Source organism: Mesorhizobium sp. M0751, from assembly GCF_040320265.1.
Classification (GTDB): Bacteria; Pseudomonadota; Alphaproteobacteria; order Rhizobiales; family Rhizobiaceae; genus Mesorhizobium.
On sequence record NZ_JAMYPH010000006.1, the window covers coordinates 43,634 to 58,358 of the forward strand.

The window sequence follows — 14,725 nt, forward strand, 5'->3', positions numbered from 1 at the left end:
TACCTCACTTCTTCTCCATCACGCATTGCAGCGGATGCTGATTCTGTCGGGCGAAATCCATGACCTGAGACACTTTGGTCTCGGCCACCTCGAATGTATAGACCCCGCACTCGCCCACCCCATGATTGTGAACATGAAGCATTATGCGTGTGGCGGCTTCGCGGTCCTTCTGGAAAAAGCGCTCCAGCACGTGGACCACGAATTCCATGGGTGTGTAGTCGTCGTTAAGAATGAGGACCCGATACAGACTGGGCTTCTTGGTCTTGGTTTTTGTGCGCGTGATGACGGCCGTGCCGCGACCGGCCTCATTGCCGTTGCTGCCGTTCTGCATTCGCACCACGTAGCTCGTGGCAGTCAAACCTGTAGTCACGTAGTCCTGCCTTTTTCGAATCCTCATGCATCCTCGACATGTAGGTGTTCGATGGACGATTTTAAGCCCTTCTGTTTAGCTGACAATATGGCTAGGTGGCCAAACTTGACCGATTTTCCAAATCGTGAAGACCGCAGGCCCCCGATTTCGAGCTGGCATGAAAAAACCCGGCCGCGCGTTCGCGACCGGGTCTGTCTTTGCAAGCCCAGGGGCCGGCTCGGAACGTTCGTCGAATTTACTTCGCCTTGGCGACGATCGATTCGAACGGCTTGTAGGCTTCCTTGGCGAGTTCGGCATAGAGATCGCCAAGCTTGGTGGCCTCGGTGACGAAGCTCTCATAGGACTGCTTGGCGTAGTCGGACTGGATTTCGATCGCCTTATCCAGCGACTTGGCGGAGAAGAGCTTCTCGACAACGGCGCTGCCGGCCTCGAAACTTTTCTTGGTGTACTCGCCCGCCTCGGTGGCGATGGCCTGCGCACCCTTGGACAGCGATGCAAAGCTCTTCAATCCGGTGTCGGCAAATTCCTTGCCGTATTTGCTGAAATCTTCATAGGTCTGGGTCATTTCACGCATTCCCTTGAACGGTTGCCTTGGACGATAGACGCGCCTTGTCCGGGTCGCGTTGTGCAATGCGTATAAATATATTGTGCAGTGCACAAAAAGTCAAGATTCCCGCGGCAATGCGCATCGTGAGCTGCCGGCAATCGCTAAGATTCGAATAAAGAGAAGCTCAATCCCGCAGAAAATGGTGAACGCGGCGGTTACCATAAACGGATTGGTAACGCTGCCCGCGTTAGCGTGGCCGGAGGTGAGGCAGGACCTTTGCCGCCTCCAGGCAACGGAAATTCAAAGGAACTATCAGTGCGTAAGGCGTTGTCGGGCTTCGTTTCCAAATCCGCGTCCCCCCTCAAAACGATCATGGTCCTCGCTTTGGCGATGAGCTTCGTCATCGCGGACGCGGCCTCATCCATGGCGGCCAAGTCGGCGGCCATCGTCATCGATGCCAAGACCGGCAAGGTGCTTTATTCGTCGGATGCCGATGGCCGGCGCTATCCGGCTTCGCTTACTAAGATGATGACGCTCTATCTGACGTTCGAGGCGTTGGCGAAGGGCAGGATCAGCAAGAATTCCCCGGTCGTGTTCTCGGCCAATGCCGCAGCCGAACCGCCCACGAAGCTCGGCGTCAAGCGGGGCGGCTCGGTCACGGTCGAGACCGCGATCCTGTCGATGGTGACCAAATCGGCAAACGATTCCGCAACGGCGCTTGGCGAGATGCTCGGCGGCAACGAAGCCAATTTCGCCCGCATGATGACCGCCAAGGCGCGGGCGCTGGGCATGAGGGGAACCGTTTTCCGCAACGCCAACGGCTTGCCTGATCCCGGCCAGTTCACGACCGCGCGCGACATGGCGATGCTCGGCATCGCCCTGAGAGAGCATTTTCCGCAATATTACGGCTATTTCTCGCAGCGCTCCTTTCTTTATGGGCGGCAGCGTATCAACGGCCACAACCGGCTGCTCGGACGCATCAAGGGCGTCGACGGCATCAAGACCGGTTACACCCGCGCCTCCGGTTACAATCTGGTCTCCTCGGTCTCGGATGGCGATCGGCGCATCGTAGCGGTGGTCATGGGCGGCAGGTCCGGCGGCAGCCGCGACAGCCAGATGGCCGGGTTGATCAATGCCTACATGCCGAAGGCGTCGTCGCGCGGCGGCGGCGTGCTGATTGCCAAGGCTAGCGGCGGCAATCCGATTTCAGCCTTGGCCAAGGTGCTTTTACCGAAGCATGACGCTCCGACACCGGACAGTAAGCCGGACGACGATGCCGTTGCTTCCCTTGTCGAGGAAAATGCGCCCGTCGTTGAAGAAACCACTCCGGTCGTTCAGGCCAAGAGGGTCAAGACGACGGCCGTGGCGACAGTGGACGATGTGGCGACAGCCCGGGTCGCCGCAGCCTATGCCGAACCGGCGCCAGAGGTCGATCCGGTCAGCACGGCATCGGTGCCATCCGGCTGGGCAATACAGGTCGCCTCTTCGCCAAAACAGGCCGAAGCGAAGGCTTTCCTCGACAAGGCGACGAAGCAGGCGCCCTCCGTTCTGGCCGATGCCTCCGGTTTCACCGTCGCCTTCGACAAGGACGGCGTCACCTACTACCGCGCCCGGTTCGGTGGTTTCGGTTCGAAGACCGCTGCCTGGAAGGCCTGCAACGCTTTGAAAAAGAAGAAGATCGAGTGCTACGCCGTCCAGCAGTAAGCGGCGCGCGAAAAACGATATCTTTCCCGAAAGTTCTGCGTCGAAGGAGACTAGTTGTGATTGGAGAGCAAGACGTCCTTGGCTTCATTGATCCGCGCCGCCAGGAAAGACGTGCCACCGATATCGGGGTGCAGGCGCTGCATCAGGCGGCGGTGCGCCTTGCGGACATCCGCCGCGGCAGCCCCCGCTTCAAGACCAAGGATCTTGTAGGCCTCCTCCTTAGTCATGGCGCCAGAACCTGGCGCAACACCCAGCCCTTCGCCACCATTCGCATCAGCGTCTTTGCGCCAGATGGGAAATCTGCCGTCAAGATACGTCTCTAGCAATTGGCGGCTCTCCGGATCGCCGGAGAGTTCGCGATACAGTTGCTGCAATTCGGCAAGCCCCATCGAGCCAAGCATCTTGCCTTCATGGCGCCCGGCCAGCACAAGGCCTTCGAGGCTGCCGGTATCGTGATCGAGTTCCATCTCAAGCGCGGCGGTACGAACTGTCGAACGCTTGCCTGGTGCCAGTTTGGCTGCCGGCCGATTCATGCGCATGGAGCCGTACCAGGCGAGCGCAGCCGACAGGATCAAGCCGCCGATGCCCTCGCGCCCGACCAGCAGCACGGCGACGCCGACCAGCCCGAGCAGCACAGGTCCAAGCGTTCTCATGCCGCCTGCAAGCTTCGCCGGATCGGCGCGCAGGAAGATGGTGAGCGTGCCGAGAAGCACTAGAAGCAATGCTACAAAAGCGATAATTGCGCCCATCAGTTTCCGCCGCCCCGCATATGCTCGATCATCAGCCGGTCCTCCGGCCTGCCCCGGGCCTCCAGTGCTTTCAGCCCGCCGGTCGCAAACACGGCGACGGACGAAAGCAGGCCGGCCAAGGTTGCGGCAGCCCGTCGATCGAACCGGAACCAGGCCCCTTTCGACAGCCGCGCAATTTCCTTGAACGCCTTTTCCGCAGCGGCATCATGACCCTCCTGAAAGACGAAGACAGGAACGCCGTGCAGACCGAGGCTGCCGGCCTTTTCGGCCAGATCATCTATGTTTTCTTCCATCGCGTCGCCGATATAGACCAGCGCGTTGACCTTGGCCGCCGCCGTCTGTTTCAGCGCATGGGCGAGCACCTTGCCGATCTGGGTATGGCCGCTGCGGCAGTCGATGCGCGTCATCAACTGTTTCAGAGCTTCGGTATCGGTAACGAATGCGGAGGAGCGGCACTCGCCAAGGCCGCGAAAATAGACAAGTTGAACCTTGAGCGCCCCGGCCTTGCCGACGGCGTCGAACATCTCGGCCTGCAGCGCACAGGCGAGATCCCAGGTCGGCTGGCGGCTCATCGTCGCGTCAAGCGACAGGATCAGCCTGCCTGAACCGGTGGCGGATGCAGCGAGCGTCCTTGCCTGACGGAGAAACGCGTCGATCTCGCCGGTGCTCGATTGAGACTCGACCGGCGCAGGATTGGCCTTTGCAGGCACGGGCTGCTTCTTGTCGCTCATGACATTCAAGATGTGGCGTTGTTCCCCGGCTTGCAAGCCCAGATGAGGCGACCTGGAGGACCGGTGATGATGGCAACTGCGGACAAGCGCTTCGGCTGGTGGTCTTGGCGTTGCGTTTCTTGCCGTCAGAGCAGGCCGAGATCGGCAAGCTCACGCCTGAGCTTCGGCGGCATCTCGATCAGCCCGGCTTTGCCCTTGCCGAGATCGGCCGGCGCGTCCGCCTGCTTCAGGTAGCGCCACCCCTGGAATGCACGGCGCGGTTGCCAGTCAGTGCGCACGACCTCGGGATCGAGGATCAGATGGCAACGGCCGATGCCCTCGTCATCGGTGAAGGGCCGGATTTCGGTGATCAGCTGGCGGCATTGGACATTGCCCTTGATCACCCAGTAGAGCGAGCCGCCGTCGGTAATCTCGGCGCCGCGTGTCGGCACCATGCGGGTGGTGTGGTAGTGCTCGGCCGGTTCGCCGGCGCGGCGCCGCTCGTCGAGACGGAAGGCAATCCACTCTTCCAGATCCTCGACGCTGTCACAGCCGACGCAAAGCTTTATGAGATTGAGAGACATCGTTTAAGGTTTAGTCCAGCACGCGAACGCGTCAACGGCCTGATCGACTTCTCCACAGTGGTGGTCCGGGCCCCAGATTGGCGCTCAGCACTCCACGACATTGACGGCCAATCCGCCAAGGCTGGTTTCCTTGTACTTTTCGTTCATGTCGAGGCCGGTCTGGCGCATCGTCTCGATCGCGGCATCGAGCGGCACGAAATGAACGCCGTCGCCCTTGATCGCCAGCGAAGCGGCGGTCACCGCCTTGACGGCACCAAGCGCGTTGCGCTCGATACACGGTACCTGCACCAGGCCGCCGACCGGATCGCAGGTCATGCCGAGATGATGTTCCAACGCGATCTCGGCAGCGTTCTCGACCTGCTCGGGCGTGCCGCCCATGACGGCGCACAATCCCGCCGCAGCCATTGCCGAAGCCGAACCGACCTCGCCCTGGCAGCCGACTTCCGCCCCCGAGATCGAAGCATTGGTTTTGATGATGCCGCCGACGGCCGCCGCCGTCAGCAGGAAATCGCGGATACCGGGCTGGTCGGCTTCGGGATGGAAATGCAACCAGTAGCGCAGCACTGCGGGCAGAGTGCCGGCCGCCCCATTGGTTGGCGCGGTGACCACACGGCCGCCGGCGGCGTTCTCCTCATTGACCGCCATCGCATAGATCGACAGCCAGTCATTGGCGAGCAGCGGGTTGGGCCGATTCTGCTGCCATTGCTCCTGCAGCTTGTCGTGCAGCATCCGGGCGCGGCGGCGCACCTTCAGTCCGCCCGGCATGATGCCGTCTTGCGACAGGCCACGCTCGATGCAGCCCTTCATGGCGCTCCAGATGCCGTCGAGGCCGGCGTCGAGCTCCTCGCGCGACATCTGCTTCTCCTCGTTGACGCGCTTCATCTCGGCAATGGAAAGCCCGCTTTTTGCTGCCATCGATAGCATTTCGACGGCATTCTTGAACGGATACGGAACCTTCTTGCCTTCGGTTGTCGCCGAGCCCCTTGCTTTCATCCGCTGCAGTTCCTCCTCGGACACTACGAAGCCGCCGCCGATCGAATAATAGACGCGCCTCAGCAGCAACCGATCGCCGGCATCATAGGCCGAGAAGGCCATGCCGTTGGCGTGACCCGGCAGCGGCGTCTTGCGATCCAGCACAAGATCCGTTGCCGGGTCGAAACGATAGGACGGATGGCCGGGCGGCGAAATCCGCTTCTCGGCGGCGATGCGAGCGACGATGCCGTCCGCCTGGTCGGGATCCACCGTCTGCGGCGTCTGGCCGGCGAGGCCGAGCACCACGGCACGATCGGAGCCATGGCCGATGCCGGTATAGGCGAGCGAGCCATGCAGGCTGGCCGCGATCCGGTCGACCTTGGCGCCGGCCGGGCGCGGCCAGTCGTCTCCCGCAATCTCGTCGAGAAACCGCCGCGCAGCCGTCATCGGCCCCATCGTGTGCGAACTCGATGGGCCGATGCCGATCTTGAACAAGTCGAAAACCGAAAGGAACACGTGGGCGTTTTCTCCTGGGACCCTGTTGAGGTCTACATATAGGAATTCCCATGATGTTTTCCGCTGTTTTAAGGACCGCGGCGCTGCGCCTGCCGACCTTGTTTGCTCCGGCAGCGACATTCCAGCTTCGGCCATCGAAGCGTTACCGCCGCCTGTGGTAAAAGCAATGCATGAGCGATTCCTTTCATCTATCGACGGCCGACCTTGCGGCGCTGGGGTTCTTCCTTGCCGCGTGGGTGCTGCATACGCTCGCCGCCGACGGAATGCTGGTCAGCCGCATGTCGCTGACGAGGGCGATGAACGCGCAGCGCGAGACCTGGATGCGGACCATGGCCGAACGCGAGATCCGCATCGTCGACACCGCTATCATGAGCGGCCTGCAACAGGGGACCGCCTTCTTTGCCTCCAGTTCGCTGATTGCGATCGGCGGCTGTTTTGCCCTGCTCGGCGCCTCCGATCAGGTTCTGACCGTGCTGAGCGACCTGCCGTTTGGCGCCACGTCCTCACGCGCGGCCTTCCAGACGAAGGTGTTCGGGCTGGTGCTGATCCTGGCCTTTTCCTTCTTCAAGTTTGGCTGGGCTTACCGGCTGTTCAACTATTGCTCGATCCTGATCGGCGCCGTGCCGATCCCACATGGCGAGGCGTCGCGCAATTCGGTCACCGAAACGGCGGTGTGGCGTGCCGCGCGGATGAACATGCTGGCCGGAAAGCATTTCAATTCCGGCCTGCGCGGCGTGTTCTTCTCGATCGGCTATCTCGGTTGGTTCGTCGATCCCACTGTCTTCGTGCTTTCGACGCTGCTGCTTCTGGCGGTACTGGTGCGCCGCCAGTTTTTTTCGGCGGCGCGGCAGGCGGTGCTCGGTCAGCCGCCCGGTCCGGGAAAAGGCCGATCGATGCGGCCCGACAGCCAATAGGCGGTGAGCCCAATCCATTCGCGGATCGCAACAGTGGTGACCTCCAGCCAGTCGCCGGGATAGGGCAAGGTGCCGATGCTTTCCCTGCCGGAGGTGCGATAGTCGACCGGCCACGGAACGGTCGAAAAGCCGGCTTTGTCGAACAGCGCCTTGGCGCGTGGCATATGGAAGGCCGAGGTCACCAGCAACCAGGTCTCGCCCGGTTTCGGCGTCACCAGTTCCCTGGTGAAGACAGCATTCTCGTAGGTGTTGCGGGATTTGTTCTCGAGGATCAGCCGATCGGCCGCCACCCCGAAAGCGGCAAAAAGACGCGGCGCGGTATCTGCATCGCCTTCGCCGCCGCGGAACGTTTCGATGCTGCCACCGGAGATAACGACTTTCGCTGTCGGAAACCGCCGCGCCAGCACGGCAGCCTCGACCATCCGGTCGCCGCTGGCGTTCATTTCATAGCCGCCACGCACCAGATTGACGGCGCCATCCAGACTGCCGCCAAGCACGATGATACCGTCAACCTTTTCCGGCAGCGGCGGCCTGGGGAAGCGCTCCTCCAGCGGATTGAGCATCATGGGTCCGAGCGGGCTCCATGTCGAAACAACAAGGATGAGGAACGCAAGAGTGCTGCCGGCGGTCGCCAACCGTCGCCGCCCGAACATCGCCGCGACCAGCCCCGCCAGCAGCAGAAAGATCGCGAGATTCAACGGCTCGACGAAGAACCCGAGAACCTTGGAGACATAGAAGAACATCCCTCACCCCCTCCGATGAGAAACGATCCTACCACCATTTTTCCGGCTGAAATGTGCCGGCCGCCTGTTCGATGACATGGGCGGTCTGGAACAGCGTTCCCTCGTCGAAGGGCCGGCCGATCAGCTGCAGGCCGAGCGGCAGCCCCTTGGCGTCGAGCCCGGCCGGAACCGCTATGCCGGGCAGGCCGGCCATGTTCACCGTCACCGTAAAGATGTCGTTGAGATACATCTTGACCGGGTCGGCGGCCATGTCCTCGTCGGCGATGCCGAAGGCGGCGGACGGAGTTGCCGGCGTCAGGATGACGTCGACGCCTGCGGCAAACACATTTTCGAAATCACGCTTGATCAGGGTTCGAACCTTCTGCGCCTGCAGATAGTAGGCATCGTAGTACCCGGCGGAAAGCACATAGGTGCCGATCATGATGCGGCGCTTGACCTCGCGCCCGAAGCCGGCAGCGCGGGTCTTTTCATACATGTCGACAATGTCCTTGCCGGGCACGCGCAAGCCATAGCGGACGCCGTCGTAACGGGCGAGGTTGGACGAGGCTTCGGCCGGCGCCACGATGTAATAGGCCGGCAGCGCGTATTTCGTGTGCGGCAGCGAGATATCGACGATCTCGGCACCGGCATCCCTCAGCCAGGCAATGCCTTTCTGCCACAGCGCCTCGATCTCCGCGGGCATGTCGTCGACACGATATTCCTTTGGAATGCCGACCTTCATGCCTTTGATCGGGCGGCCGATCGCCGCCTCGTAGTCCGGCACTCGCAGGTCGACGGACGTCGTATCCTTCGGGTCGACCGAAGCCATCGACTTCAACAGGATCGCGGCGTCGCGTACGTCGCGCGCGATCGGCCCGGCCTGGTCGAGCGACGAGGCGAAGGCAACGATGCCCCAGCGCGAACAGCGGCCATAGGTCGGCTTGATGCCGACCGTGCCGGTGAAGGCGGCGGGCTGGCGGATCGAGCCGCCGGTGTCGGTGGCGGTGGCGCCTGCGCACAGGAAGGCCGAGACCGCTGATGCAGAGCCACCGGACGAACCGCCCGGCACCAGTTGGGCATTGTCCAACGTGCGCGCGGTCCTGGTGCCGCCCGCCGAAACGAAGCCGCCCTCGCCCTGATGCGTCGTCGGCATCACCACCGTGTCGAGGCGCGAACGCCGCCACGGGTTGATGACGGGCCCGTAATACGAGGTCTCGTTGGACGAGCCCATGGCAAACTCGTCCATGTTGAGCTTGCCGAGCATGACGGCGCCATCCGCCCACAGGTTGGCGGTGATAGTCGATTCATAGCGCGGCTTGAAGCCATCCAGCACATGGCTGCAGGCCTGGGTGTGGACGCCTTCGGTGCCGAACAAATCCTTGATGCCGAGCGGGATACCCTCGAGCGACCCGCCCTCGCCCTTGGCCAGTTTCGCGTCGGAGGCCTTGGCCATGTCGCGCGCCTTGTCGTCGGTAACCACGACGTAGGCATTGAGCGCCGGATTGGCTCGCTCGATCGCCGACAGATAAGCCTCGGTGATTTCGGTGGCGGTGATCTCCCTGGAGCGCAATTTGGCGCGGGCCTGCGAAATCGTCAGCTGGGTCAGGTCGCTCATCAGGCAAGGCTCTTTTCGTAAAACACCGACCACTCGGAATCGGGATAATTCAGCACCGGGCCGCAACGCGAAAAACCGGCGCGTTCGTAGACCGTCCAGGCGGCGGGATGACGGTCGCCCGTCTCCAGCACCAGACGCTTAAGCCCTTCTTGGCGCGCCAGCGCCTCGATACGGTCGACAATCTTCGCGCCGATCTTGCGGCCGCGATGCGAAGGTCGCGTATACATGCGCTTGACCTCGCCTAGGACGGCATCGTGGCGCTTCAGTGCGCCGCAACCGATGGCAAGGCCGTTGTCGCGGGCGATGAAGACGGTCGTGTCACGGTCCGCCATCTGCTCGACTGTCAAATGGTAGCAATGCTCCGGCGGCGTCAGCTCCAGCAATGTGGCATTGAGCTCCTCGACCAGCCCGCGCACATCGTCCTGCAGCGGAGTCTCCGCGGCGATCTCGATTGCCATCGGCCAGCTACTCCACGACCTTCGGCACAAGGAAGAAATTCTCTTCGGTCGCCGGCGCGTTGGCGACGATGTCGGCTGCCTTGCCGCCGTCGGTAACGACGTCCTGGCGCTTTTTCATTGCCATCGGCGTGACCGAGGTCATCGGCTCGACGCCGGAAACATCGACCTCGTTCAACTGCTCGACAAAGCCCAAAATGGCGTTCAATTCGCCGGTCATGCGCTCTGCATCCTCCTCGCTCACCGCAATACGGGCAAGATGCGCGACGCGCTTCACGGTTTTAATATCAACGGACATGTTCGTGCCTCGGGGAAAACCAGCGCTATAGCGGCGCAGCGCGTGCCGCGCAACATGCATCGTGCCGACAACTGCCCTATGGCATCGCGACGCCGTCGCAGAGGAAATAACTGCCGCCGTTGCCGCTCTGCTCGCCTTCGTCGGTGGCAGGCCGAACCGATACCAGGTCGATCTGCTTCGGGCTCATCTGTGTCAGTGAGAGCACATCCGGAAAGACGTAGCCCGGCTCCTGGCATATGGCGGTCACCGCCCAGCTTGGTGAACGTGTCGCTTTGGTGATTTGCAGGAGTTCACAATTATATTCGATGCTTTCCAGGCCATTTGCCGACAGCACGATATTGCCGCCCTCGATCACCGTCTGCAGCGTATCCTTTTTGGCCTGCGCGCAGAGGTCCTCCGATTGCAGATAGATGCCCTCGATGAAATCCTCCGCCGCCAGCGCCGGCGACGCGGCAACCAGCATGGAAATGCAAGAGAATTTCTCAAGCGCATCGTATCGTTCCGGATCAGCTTTCTTTACAGCGTAATCGTCTCGCCGAACTTGGGCAACGCCACTTTCACGCCCGATCCGTCCAGCCCGGCCACGAATTTGTCGGCGGTCTGGTCGATCATCGGAAACGTGCCGAAGTGGGCGGGAACGACGGTCTCGAACTTGAAGAAGCGCTGGCAGGCAAGGGCTGCTACCGCCCCACCCATGGTGAAGCGGTCGCCGATCGGCACGATGCCGATCTTCGGTTCATGCAATTCGTTGATCAGCGCCATGTCGGAAAAAATGTCGGTGTCGCCCATATGATAAAGCGTCTGGTCCTCGGGGAAGTGCAGGACGAGCCCACCCGGATTGCCGAGATAGGTATTCTGGCCGCCCTCGCCCGAAAAGGACGATGAGTGCAGGGCCTGAACGAAGGTGGTGGTGAAGCCGCCGCAATCGACCGTACCGCCGATATTGCCGGGATTGATCTGCTTGTCACCGACGCCCTTGCCGACCAGGTACATGCAAATCTCGAAATTGGCGACCAGCATCGCGCCGGTCTTCTTGAGCACTTCGATGGCGCCGCTGATGTGGTCGCTGTGGCCATGGGTGAGCAACACGTGCGTGACCCCTTCGGCCGGCCCTTCCCAGCCGCCTGTCCATGACGGATTGCCGACCAGATAGGGGTCGATGAGGATTTTCGCGCCTTCGATTTCAATTCGGAATGCCGAATGTCCGTACCAGGTCAGTTTCATCAATGCTTTCCTCGATTTTTGCTTCGGTAGAGGATAGAACGCCGACGGCGAAATTAAAGTGCCACGCACGCTTTGCGCGTATAGGACGTGCGGTGTCGCGGTCAAAGGAAAAGCCGTTGGGCATCATCACCATCGAAGAGTTGCCGGCCCGGCTCGGCGGCGGCAAGACCCTGGCCGGTCTCGACCTCGGCGACAAGACGATCGGCGTGGCGGTTTCCGACCGCGGCTTGTCCTTCGCGCACCCGCGCCCTGTCATCATGCGCAGAAAATTCTCGCTCGATGCCGCAGTGCTGCTCGCTCTGCTACAGAAGGAAAATGCCGGCGCCGTGGTGATCGGCCTCCCCATCAACATGGACGGCTCGGAAGGCCCGCGCGCCCAAAAATCCCGCGCTTTCGTCCGCAACATGGCTGGATTGACCGATCTGCCCTTCCTCTTTTGGGACGAAAGGCTGTCGACGGTGGCGGCCGAGCGGACGCTGATCGAGATGGATTTTTCCCGCAAGAAACGCGCCGGCAAGATCGATTCGGCGGCAGCCGCATTTATCCTGCAGGGCGTTCTCGACCGCCTTCAGGCGCTCGGCGTCGATGCCTGGTCGAAATAGCGGTTGCGCATCGCCGTGATCCAGCCGCCAATTGCCTTGCGGCGGCGAAATGCCCAGAACGCCATCAGCAGCAGCCCGTCGAATACGCAAGCTTTCGCCACCATGCCCGGAATAAGCGCCGGATCGACGCCCAACATCTGTCCATAGAGCTGGAAGACGAGATCGTGCAATTGGCGGCTCAGCATGACATAGCCGAAATTGATGTCGTTGAGCGACAGAAAGAACCAGCCCCAAAACAAGAGGAGCGGAGCCGCCCACAGCGCGAACAAGGTGCGCATCAGCGGTCATCCCTCGGATCCAGCCGGCCGGAAATGCGGGCAAGCGAGGAATTATGCGCCGCTGCCTTGGCCATGACATGCGCGGCCGCTCGGATTTCGCCGGTTCCGGGAACTGCCGCGGCAACGGCCGACCGCCGCTCGGCGAGCATCGCGACATAGGACGCCAGAAGTGCCGCCAATTGCACCGCGACAACCATGAACAGCCCATTGATGCCTTGCGCGGCGCCGCCGATGACTATCAGCGACAGCACGCCCAAGGCGGAGATGAAGGCGATTCGCACGACGCTGTCGGCCGGATCCGGGTTGGTCGTGTCGCTGGTCAGTGCTTCAACAAAGGCCCAGCAGAACAGCACCGCGACGACAAGCAGTGCCACGGCGAGCGGCGCCACGACGACGGCGTTTTCGAGATCGGCAAATCGAGTGTTCTGGACGGGAACGCCCAGCACGCCAAGGGCCGTCGCCACGCCTCGATTCCCGTCGATGCAGATGAACGCCAGCAGGGCGAAAACGGCCGCCCAATGCAATGCCAGAAAAGAGCTCAGAATATGCCGCATGACGCTCCTGCTTCGCAGGGCAAAGCCGCTCAAGCTGAACAATCCTTGCCTTAACCATAACAGTGGGCTTTGCCACCGGCCGCCGCAATGGAAACCATTCGTTAAGGTTAACGGCCATCCACAGGGTCGCGAGAGCGGCAGCGAATAGGGCGACGGCCCTTAGTTGATCGGCGGGTAGAGCGTATCGATGATCATGCGCGCATCATGGCGCGAATCGATCATGCCGTAGGTATTGCGCCACTGGCCGGCGAGGCGCGTTTCGACGAAGGCGTCGGCGATCCGCCCTGCCCCCAGCCTGCGAAGCTCTGCCGCCGCCGCCGACAATGCCAATTGCTCGGTCAAGAGCCGCGCCGAGCCCTCGTCGGTTACTGCGACCTGCATTGCCGCCTTGAGCACGCCGACGGTGCCGCGTCCGCCGGCGCCGAGATCGCGGTCGATGCCGGCCAACACGTCGTCGAACAGGCCTGGCGCGCGGCCGAGCACGCGCAACACGTCGAGCGCCATGACATTGCCTGAACCTTCCCAGATAGCGTTGACCGGAGCTTCGCGATAGTAGCGGGCGAGCGGTCCCTCCTCGACATAGCCATTGCCGCCGAGGCACTCCATCGCTTCATAGAGCAGCGGCGGCGCAATCTTGCAGACCCAGTATTTGACCACCGGCGTCATGGCGCGGGCGAAGGCCGCCTCGCCGCGGTCGCCGGCCGCCTCGTCGAAGGAGCGCGCCAGCCGGAACGACAGCGCGGTAGCGGCGGCAACGTCGAGCGCCATATCGGCCAGCACACGCTGCATCAGCGGCTGCTCGATCAGATTGGTTCCAAACACCTTGCGGTGGCGCGTGTGGTGGACGGCCTCGGCCAGTCCGGCCCGCATGATCGCCGACGAGGCGATGGCACAGTCGAGCCGCGTCAGGGTTACCATGTCCATGATCGTCTTCACGCCGGCGCCGGGCTCGCCGACCATCTCGCCGATGGCATTGACGAATTCCACCTCCGACGAGGCGTTGGATCGATTGCCGAGCTTGTCCTTCAGCCGTTGAAAACGGAAGCCGTTGCCGGATCCGTCGCCGAGCAAGCGGGGCACGAGAAAGCATGACAGTCCCTCCGGCACCTGTCCGAGCACCAGGAAAGCATCCGACATCGGCGCCGACATGAACCATTTGTGGCCGGTCAGGCGATAAAACCCGCTGCCGGCGCGCTCGGCCCTGGTGACGTTGGCACGGACATCGGTGCCGCCTTGCTTCTCGGTCATGCCCATGCCGAGTGTCAGCCCGGCTTTTTCGACCGGAGGCTTTTGGCTTTGATCGTATTTGCGCGTCGTCACCCGAGGCGCCCATTCGCGAAACAGCTTCGGGCTGGCCATCAGCGCTGCCAGCGAAGCGCTGGTCATCGTGATCGGGCAGAGATGTCCGGTCTCGAGCTCAGCCGTGAGGTAAAAGCGTGCAGCGCGCACCTGGTGGCGGCGGCCGATCTCGGCGTCGCCATTCTCCCAGACCGATGAATGCAGCCCGTTGGCAACAGAGCGGCGCATGAGCGCGTGATAGGCGGGATGGAACTCGACCTGGTCGATGCGCCGGCCCTGGCGGTCATGGGTCCTGAGCTTCGGCGTCTCGACATTGGCAAGACGGGCCAGTTCCTGCGCCTCATGGGTCAGAACGAAACGACCAAGCCCGTCGAGGTCCTTGCGCACCGGATCGGAAAAGCGCTCGGCAAGCTGGATCAGCAACGGATCGCCCCGCCAGGCGTTGCCGCCGGCCAGCGGCGGCGGCTGGTTGGTCACGTCGTCAGTCACGCTTCGTCCTTATCACCTGAAGGCTGTGAATCCAAAGCCAAGGCGGTTTATAGCCTATGGCCAGCGGCGCGCGACGAAAATACCGGGGAGAACCAATCCAATCCCAAGCCGGTGCTTGCAGCC

Annotated in this window: 18 protein-coding genes; 3 read left to right on the forward strand and 15 right to left on the reverse strand. The window is 62.2% G+C overall.

The window, feature by feature from the left end:
* Positions 1-4: 4 nt before the first annotated feature.
* Together clpS and NKI19_RS12060 are read right to left on the reverse strand one after the other, a co-directional pair.
* Entirely contained in the window at positions 5-331 is a 327-nt protein-coding gene (gene clpS, locus NKI19_RS12055; RefSeq protein WP_023717744.1) for an ATP-dependent Clp protease adapter ClpS, read from the reverse strand.
* A gap of 274 nt (positions 332-605) precedes the next feature.
* Positions 606-935, reverse strand: a complete 330-nt coding sequence (locus tag NKI19_RS12060) for a phasin family protein (protein WP_023717745.1) — start codon at positions 933-935, stop codon at positions 606-608.
* 297 nt (positions 936-1,232) lie between these two features.
* On the opposite strand from NKI19_RS12060, the gene NKI19_RS12065 reads away from it, so the two are divergent.
* Positions 1,233-2,621: an SPOR domain-containing protein gene (locus tag NKI19_RS12065; protein ID WP_352491540.1), complete on the forward strand. Its 1,389-nt coding sequence runs from the start codon at positions 1,233-1,235 to the stop codon at positions 2,619-2,621.
* Positions 2,622-2,671: 50 nt separating this feature from the next.
* On the opposite strand, the gene NKI19_RS12070 is transcribed toward NKI19_RS12065, so the two are convergent.
* The 4 genes from NKI19_RS12070 to NKI19_RS12085 form a co-directional block, all read right to left on the reverse strand.
* Positions 2,672-3,370, reverse strand: a complete 699-nt coding sequence (locus NKI19_RS12070) for a DnaJ domain-containing protein (protein WP_352565355.1) — start codon at positions 3,368-3,370, stop codon at positions 2,672-2,674.
* The gene (locus tag NKI19_RS12075) at positions 3,370-4,101 is read right to left on the reverse strand and encodes a vWA domain-containing protein (RefSeq protein WP_352491542.1); all 732 of its coding nucleotides are present in this window, start codon (positions 4,099-4,101) and stop codon (positions 3,370-3,372) included. The genes NKI19_RS12070 and NKI19_RS12075 overlap by 1 nt, the downstream gene beginning before the upstream one ends.
* A gap of 125 nt (positions 4,102-4,226) precedes the next feature.
* Positions 4,227-4,664 carry a DUF1489 family protein gene (locus NKI19_RS12080; protein WP_352491543.1) on the reverse strand — a complete coding sequence of 146 codons (438 nt, stop codon included), beginning with the start codon at positions 4,662-4,664 and terminating at the stop codon, positions 4,227-4,229.
* An 84-nt stretch (positions 4,665-4,748) separates the two neighbouring features.
* Positions 4,749-6,152, reverse strand: coding sequence for an L-serine ammonia-lyase (locus tag NKI19_RS12085; protein ID WP_352491544.1), 1,404 nt, complete (start codon positions 6,150-6,152; stop codon positions 4,749-4,751).
* 170 nt (positions 6,153-6,322) lie between these two features.
* On the opposite strand from NKI19_RS12085, the gene NKI19_RS12090 reads away from it, so the two are divergent.
* Complete coding sequence (locus NKI19_RS12090; RefSeq protein ID WP_352491545.1) at positions 6,323-7,066, forward strand: DUF599 domain-containing protein; 744 nt, start codon at positions 6,323-6,325, stop codon at positions 7,064-7,066.
* On the opposite strand, the gene NKI19_RS12095 is transcribed toward NKI19_RS12090, so the two are convergent.
* From NKI19_RS12095 to NKI19_RS12120, 6 genes are all read right to left on the reverse strand, one after another.
* On the reverse strand, positions 7,015-7,809 hold the full coding sequence (locus tag NKI19_RS12095; RefSeq protein ID WP_352491546.1) for a YdcF family protein: 795 nt from the start codon (positions 7,807-7,809) through the stop codon (positions 7,015-7,017). The genes NKI19_RS12090 and NKI19_RS12095 overlap by 52 nt on opposite strands.
* A 28-nt stretch (positions 7,810-7,837) precedes the next feature.
* Complete coding sequence (locus NKI19_RS12100) at positions 7,838-9,403, reverse strand: amidase (protein WP_352491547.1); 1,566 nt, start codon at positions 9,401-9,403, stop codon at positions 7,838-7,840.
* Positions 9,403-9,861, reverse strand: a complete 459-nt coding sequence (locus NKI19_RS12105; RefSeq protein ID WP_352491548.1) for a GNAT family N-acetyltransferase — start codon at positions 9,859-9,861, stop codon at positions 9,403-9,405. Before NKI19_RS12105 ends, NKI19_RS12100 begins: the two co-directional genes overlap by 1 nt.
* A gap of 7 nt (positions 9,862-9,868) precedes the next feature.
* Complete coding sequence (gatC, locus tag NKI19_RS12110) at positions 9,869-10,156, reverse strand: Asp-tRNA(Asn)/Glu-tRNA(Gln) amidotransferase subunit GatC (protein WP_023674910.1); 288 nt, start codon at positions 10,154-10,156, stop codon at positions 9,869-9,871.
* A 76-nt stretch (positions 10,157-10,232) separates the two neighbouring features.
* A complete protein-coding gene (locus NKI19_RS12115; protein ID WP_352491549.1) occupies positions 10,233-10,619 on the reverse strand; it encodes a hypothetical protein in 387 nt (128 codons plus the stop codon).
* Positions 10,620-10,672: 53 nt separating this feature from the next.
* Positions 10,673-11,380, reverse strand: a complete 708-nt coding sequence (locus NKI19_RS12120) for a metal-dependent hydrolase (RefSeq protein ID WP_352491550.1) — start codon at positions 11,378-11,380, stop codon at positions 10,673-10,675.
* A 116-nt stretch (positions 11,381-11,496) separates the two neighbouring features.
* Between NKI19_RS12120 and ruvX the strand changes: the two genes are divergently transcribed.
* On the forward strand, positions 11,497-11,982 hold the full coding sequence (gene ruvX, locus NKI19_RS12125; RefSeq protein WP_023674907.1) for a Holliday junction resolvase RuvX: 486 nt from the start codon (positions 11,497-11,499) through the stop codon (positions 11,980-11,982).
* Here the strand turns inward: ruvX and NKI19_RS12130 are convergent.
* The 3 genes from NKI19_RS12130 to NKI19_RS12140 form a co-directional block, all read right to left on the reverse strand.
* Positions 11,949-12,260, reverse strand: coding sequence for a DUF6105 family protein (locus NKI19_RS12130; protein WP_352491551.1), 312 nt, complete (start codon positions 12,258-12,260; stop codon positions 11,949-11,951). The genes ruvX and NKI19_RS12130 overlap by 34 nt on opposite strands.
* Positions 12,260-12,814, reverse strand: a complete 555-nt coding sequence (locus NKI19_RS12135; RefSeq protein WP_352491552.1) for a hypothetical protein — start codon at positions 12,812-12,814, stop codon at positions 12,260-12,262. The genes NKI19_RS12130 and NKI19_RS12135 overlap by 1 nt, the downstream gene beginning before the upstream one ends.
* A 159-nt stretch (positions 12,815-12,973) precedes the next feature.
* Positions 12,974-14,602 carry a DNA alkylation response protein gene (locus NKI19_RS12140; RefSeq protein ID WP_352491553.1) on the reverse strand — a complete coding sequence of 543 codons (1,629 nt, stop codon included), beginning with the start codon at positions 14,600-14,602 and terminating at the stop codon, positions 12,974-12,976.
* Positions 14,603-14,725 lie beyond the last annotated feature (123 nt).

What these genes read in the sequence shown, in the direction of transcription:
- clpS (WP_023717744.1), bottom strand. Translation starts at nt 331, where the DNA reads ATGCAGAACGGCAGCAACGGCAATGAGGCCGGTCGCGGCACGGCCGTC.
- NKI19_RS12060 (WP_023717745.1), bottom strand. Translation starts at nt 935, where the DNA reads ATGACCCAGACCTATGAAGATTTCAGCAAATACGGCAAGGAATTTGCC.
- NKI19_RS12070 (WP_352565355.1), bottom strand. Translation starts at nt 3,370, where the DNA reads ATGGGCGCAATTATCGCTTTTGTAGCATTGCTTCTAGTGCTTCTCGGC.
- NKI19_RS12075 (WP_352491542.1), bottom strand. Translation starts at nt 4,101, where the DNA reads ATGAGCGACAAGAAGCAGCCCGTGCCTGCAAAGGCCAATCCTGCGCCG.
- NKI19_RS12080 (WP_352491543.1), bottom strand. Translation starts at nt 4,664, where the DNA reads ATGTCTCTCAATCTCATAAAGCTTTGCGTCGGCTGTGACAGCGTCGAG.
- NKI19_RS12090 (WP_352491545.1), top strand. Translation starts at nt 6,323, where the DNA reads ATGAGCGATTCCTTTCATCTATCGACGGCCGACCTTGCGGCGCTGGGG.
- NKI19_RS12095 (WP_352491546.1), bottom strand. Translation starts at nt 7,809, where the DNA reads ATGTTCTTCTATGTCTCCAAGGTTCTCGGGTTCTTCGTCGAGCCGTTG.
- NKI19_RS12100 (WP_352491547.1), bottom strand. Translation starts at nt 9,403, where the DNA reads ATGAGCGACCTGACCCAGCTGACGATTTCGCAGGCCCGCGCCAAATTG.
- NKI19_RS12105 (WP_352491548.1), bottom strand. Translation starts at nt 9,861, where the DNA reads ATGGCAATCGAGATCGCCGCGGAGACTCCGCTGCAGGACGATGTGCGC.
- gatC (WP_023674910.1), bottom strand. Translation starts at nt 10,156, where the DNA reads ATGTCCGTTGATATTAAAACCGTGAAGCGCGTCGCGCATCTTGCCCGT.
- NKI19_RS12115 (WP_352491549.1), bottom strand. Translation starts at nt 10,619, where the DNA reads ATGCTGGTTGCCGCGTCGCCGGCGCTGGCGGCGGAGGATTTCATCGAG.
- NKI19_RS12120 (WP_352491550.1), bottom strand. Translation starts at nt 11,380, where the DNA reads ATGAAACTGACCTGGTACGGACATTCGGCATTCCGAATTGAAATCGAA.
- NKI19_RS12130 (WP_352491551.1), bottom strand. Translation starts at nt 12,260, where the DNA reads ATGCGCACCTTGTTCGCGCTGTGGGCGGCTCCGCTCCTCTTGTTTTGG.
- NKI19_RS12135 (WP_352491552.1), bottom strand. Translation starts at nt 12,814, where the DNA reads ATGCGGCATATTCTGAGCTCTTTTCTGGCATTGCATTGGGCGGCCGTT.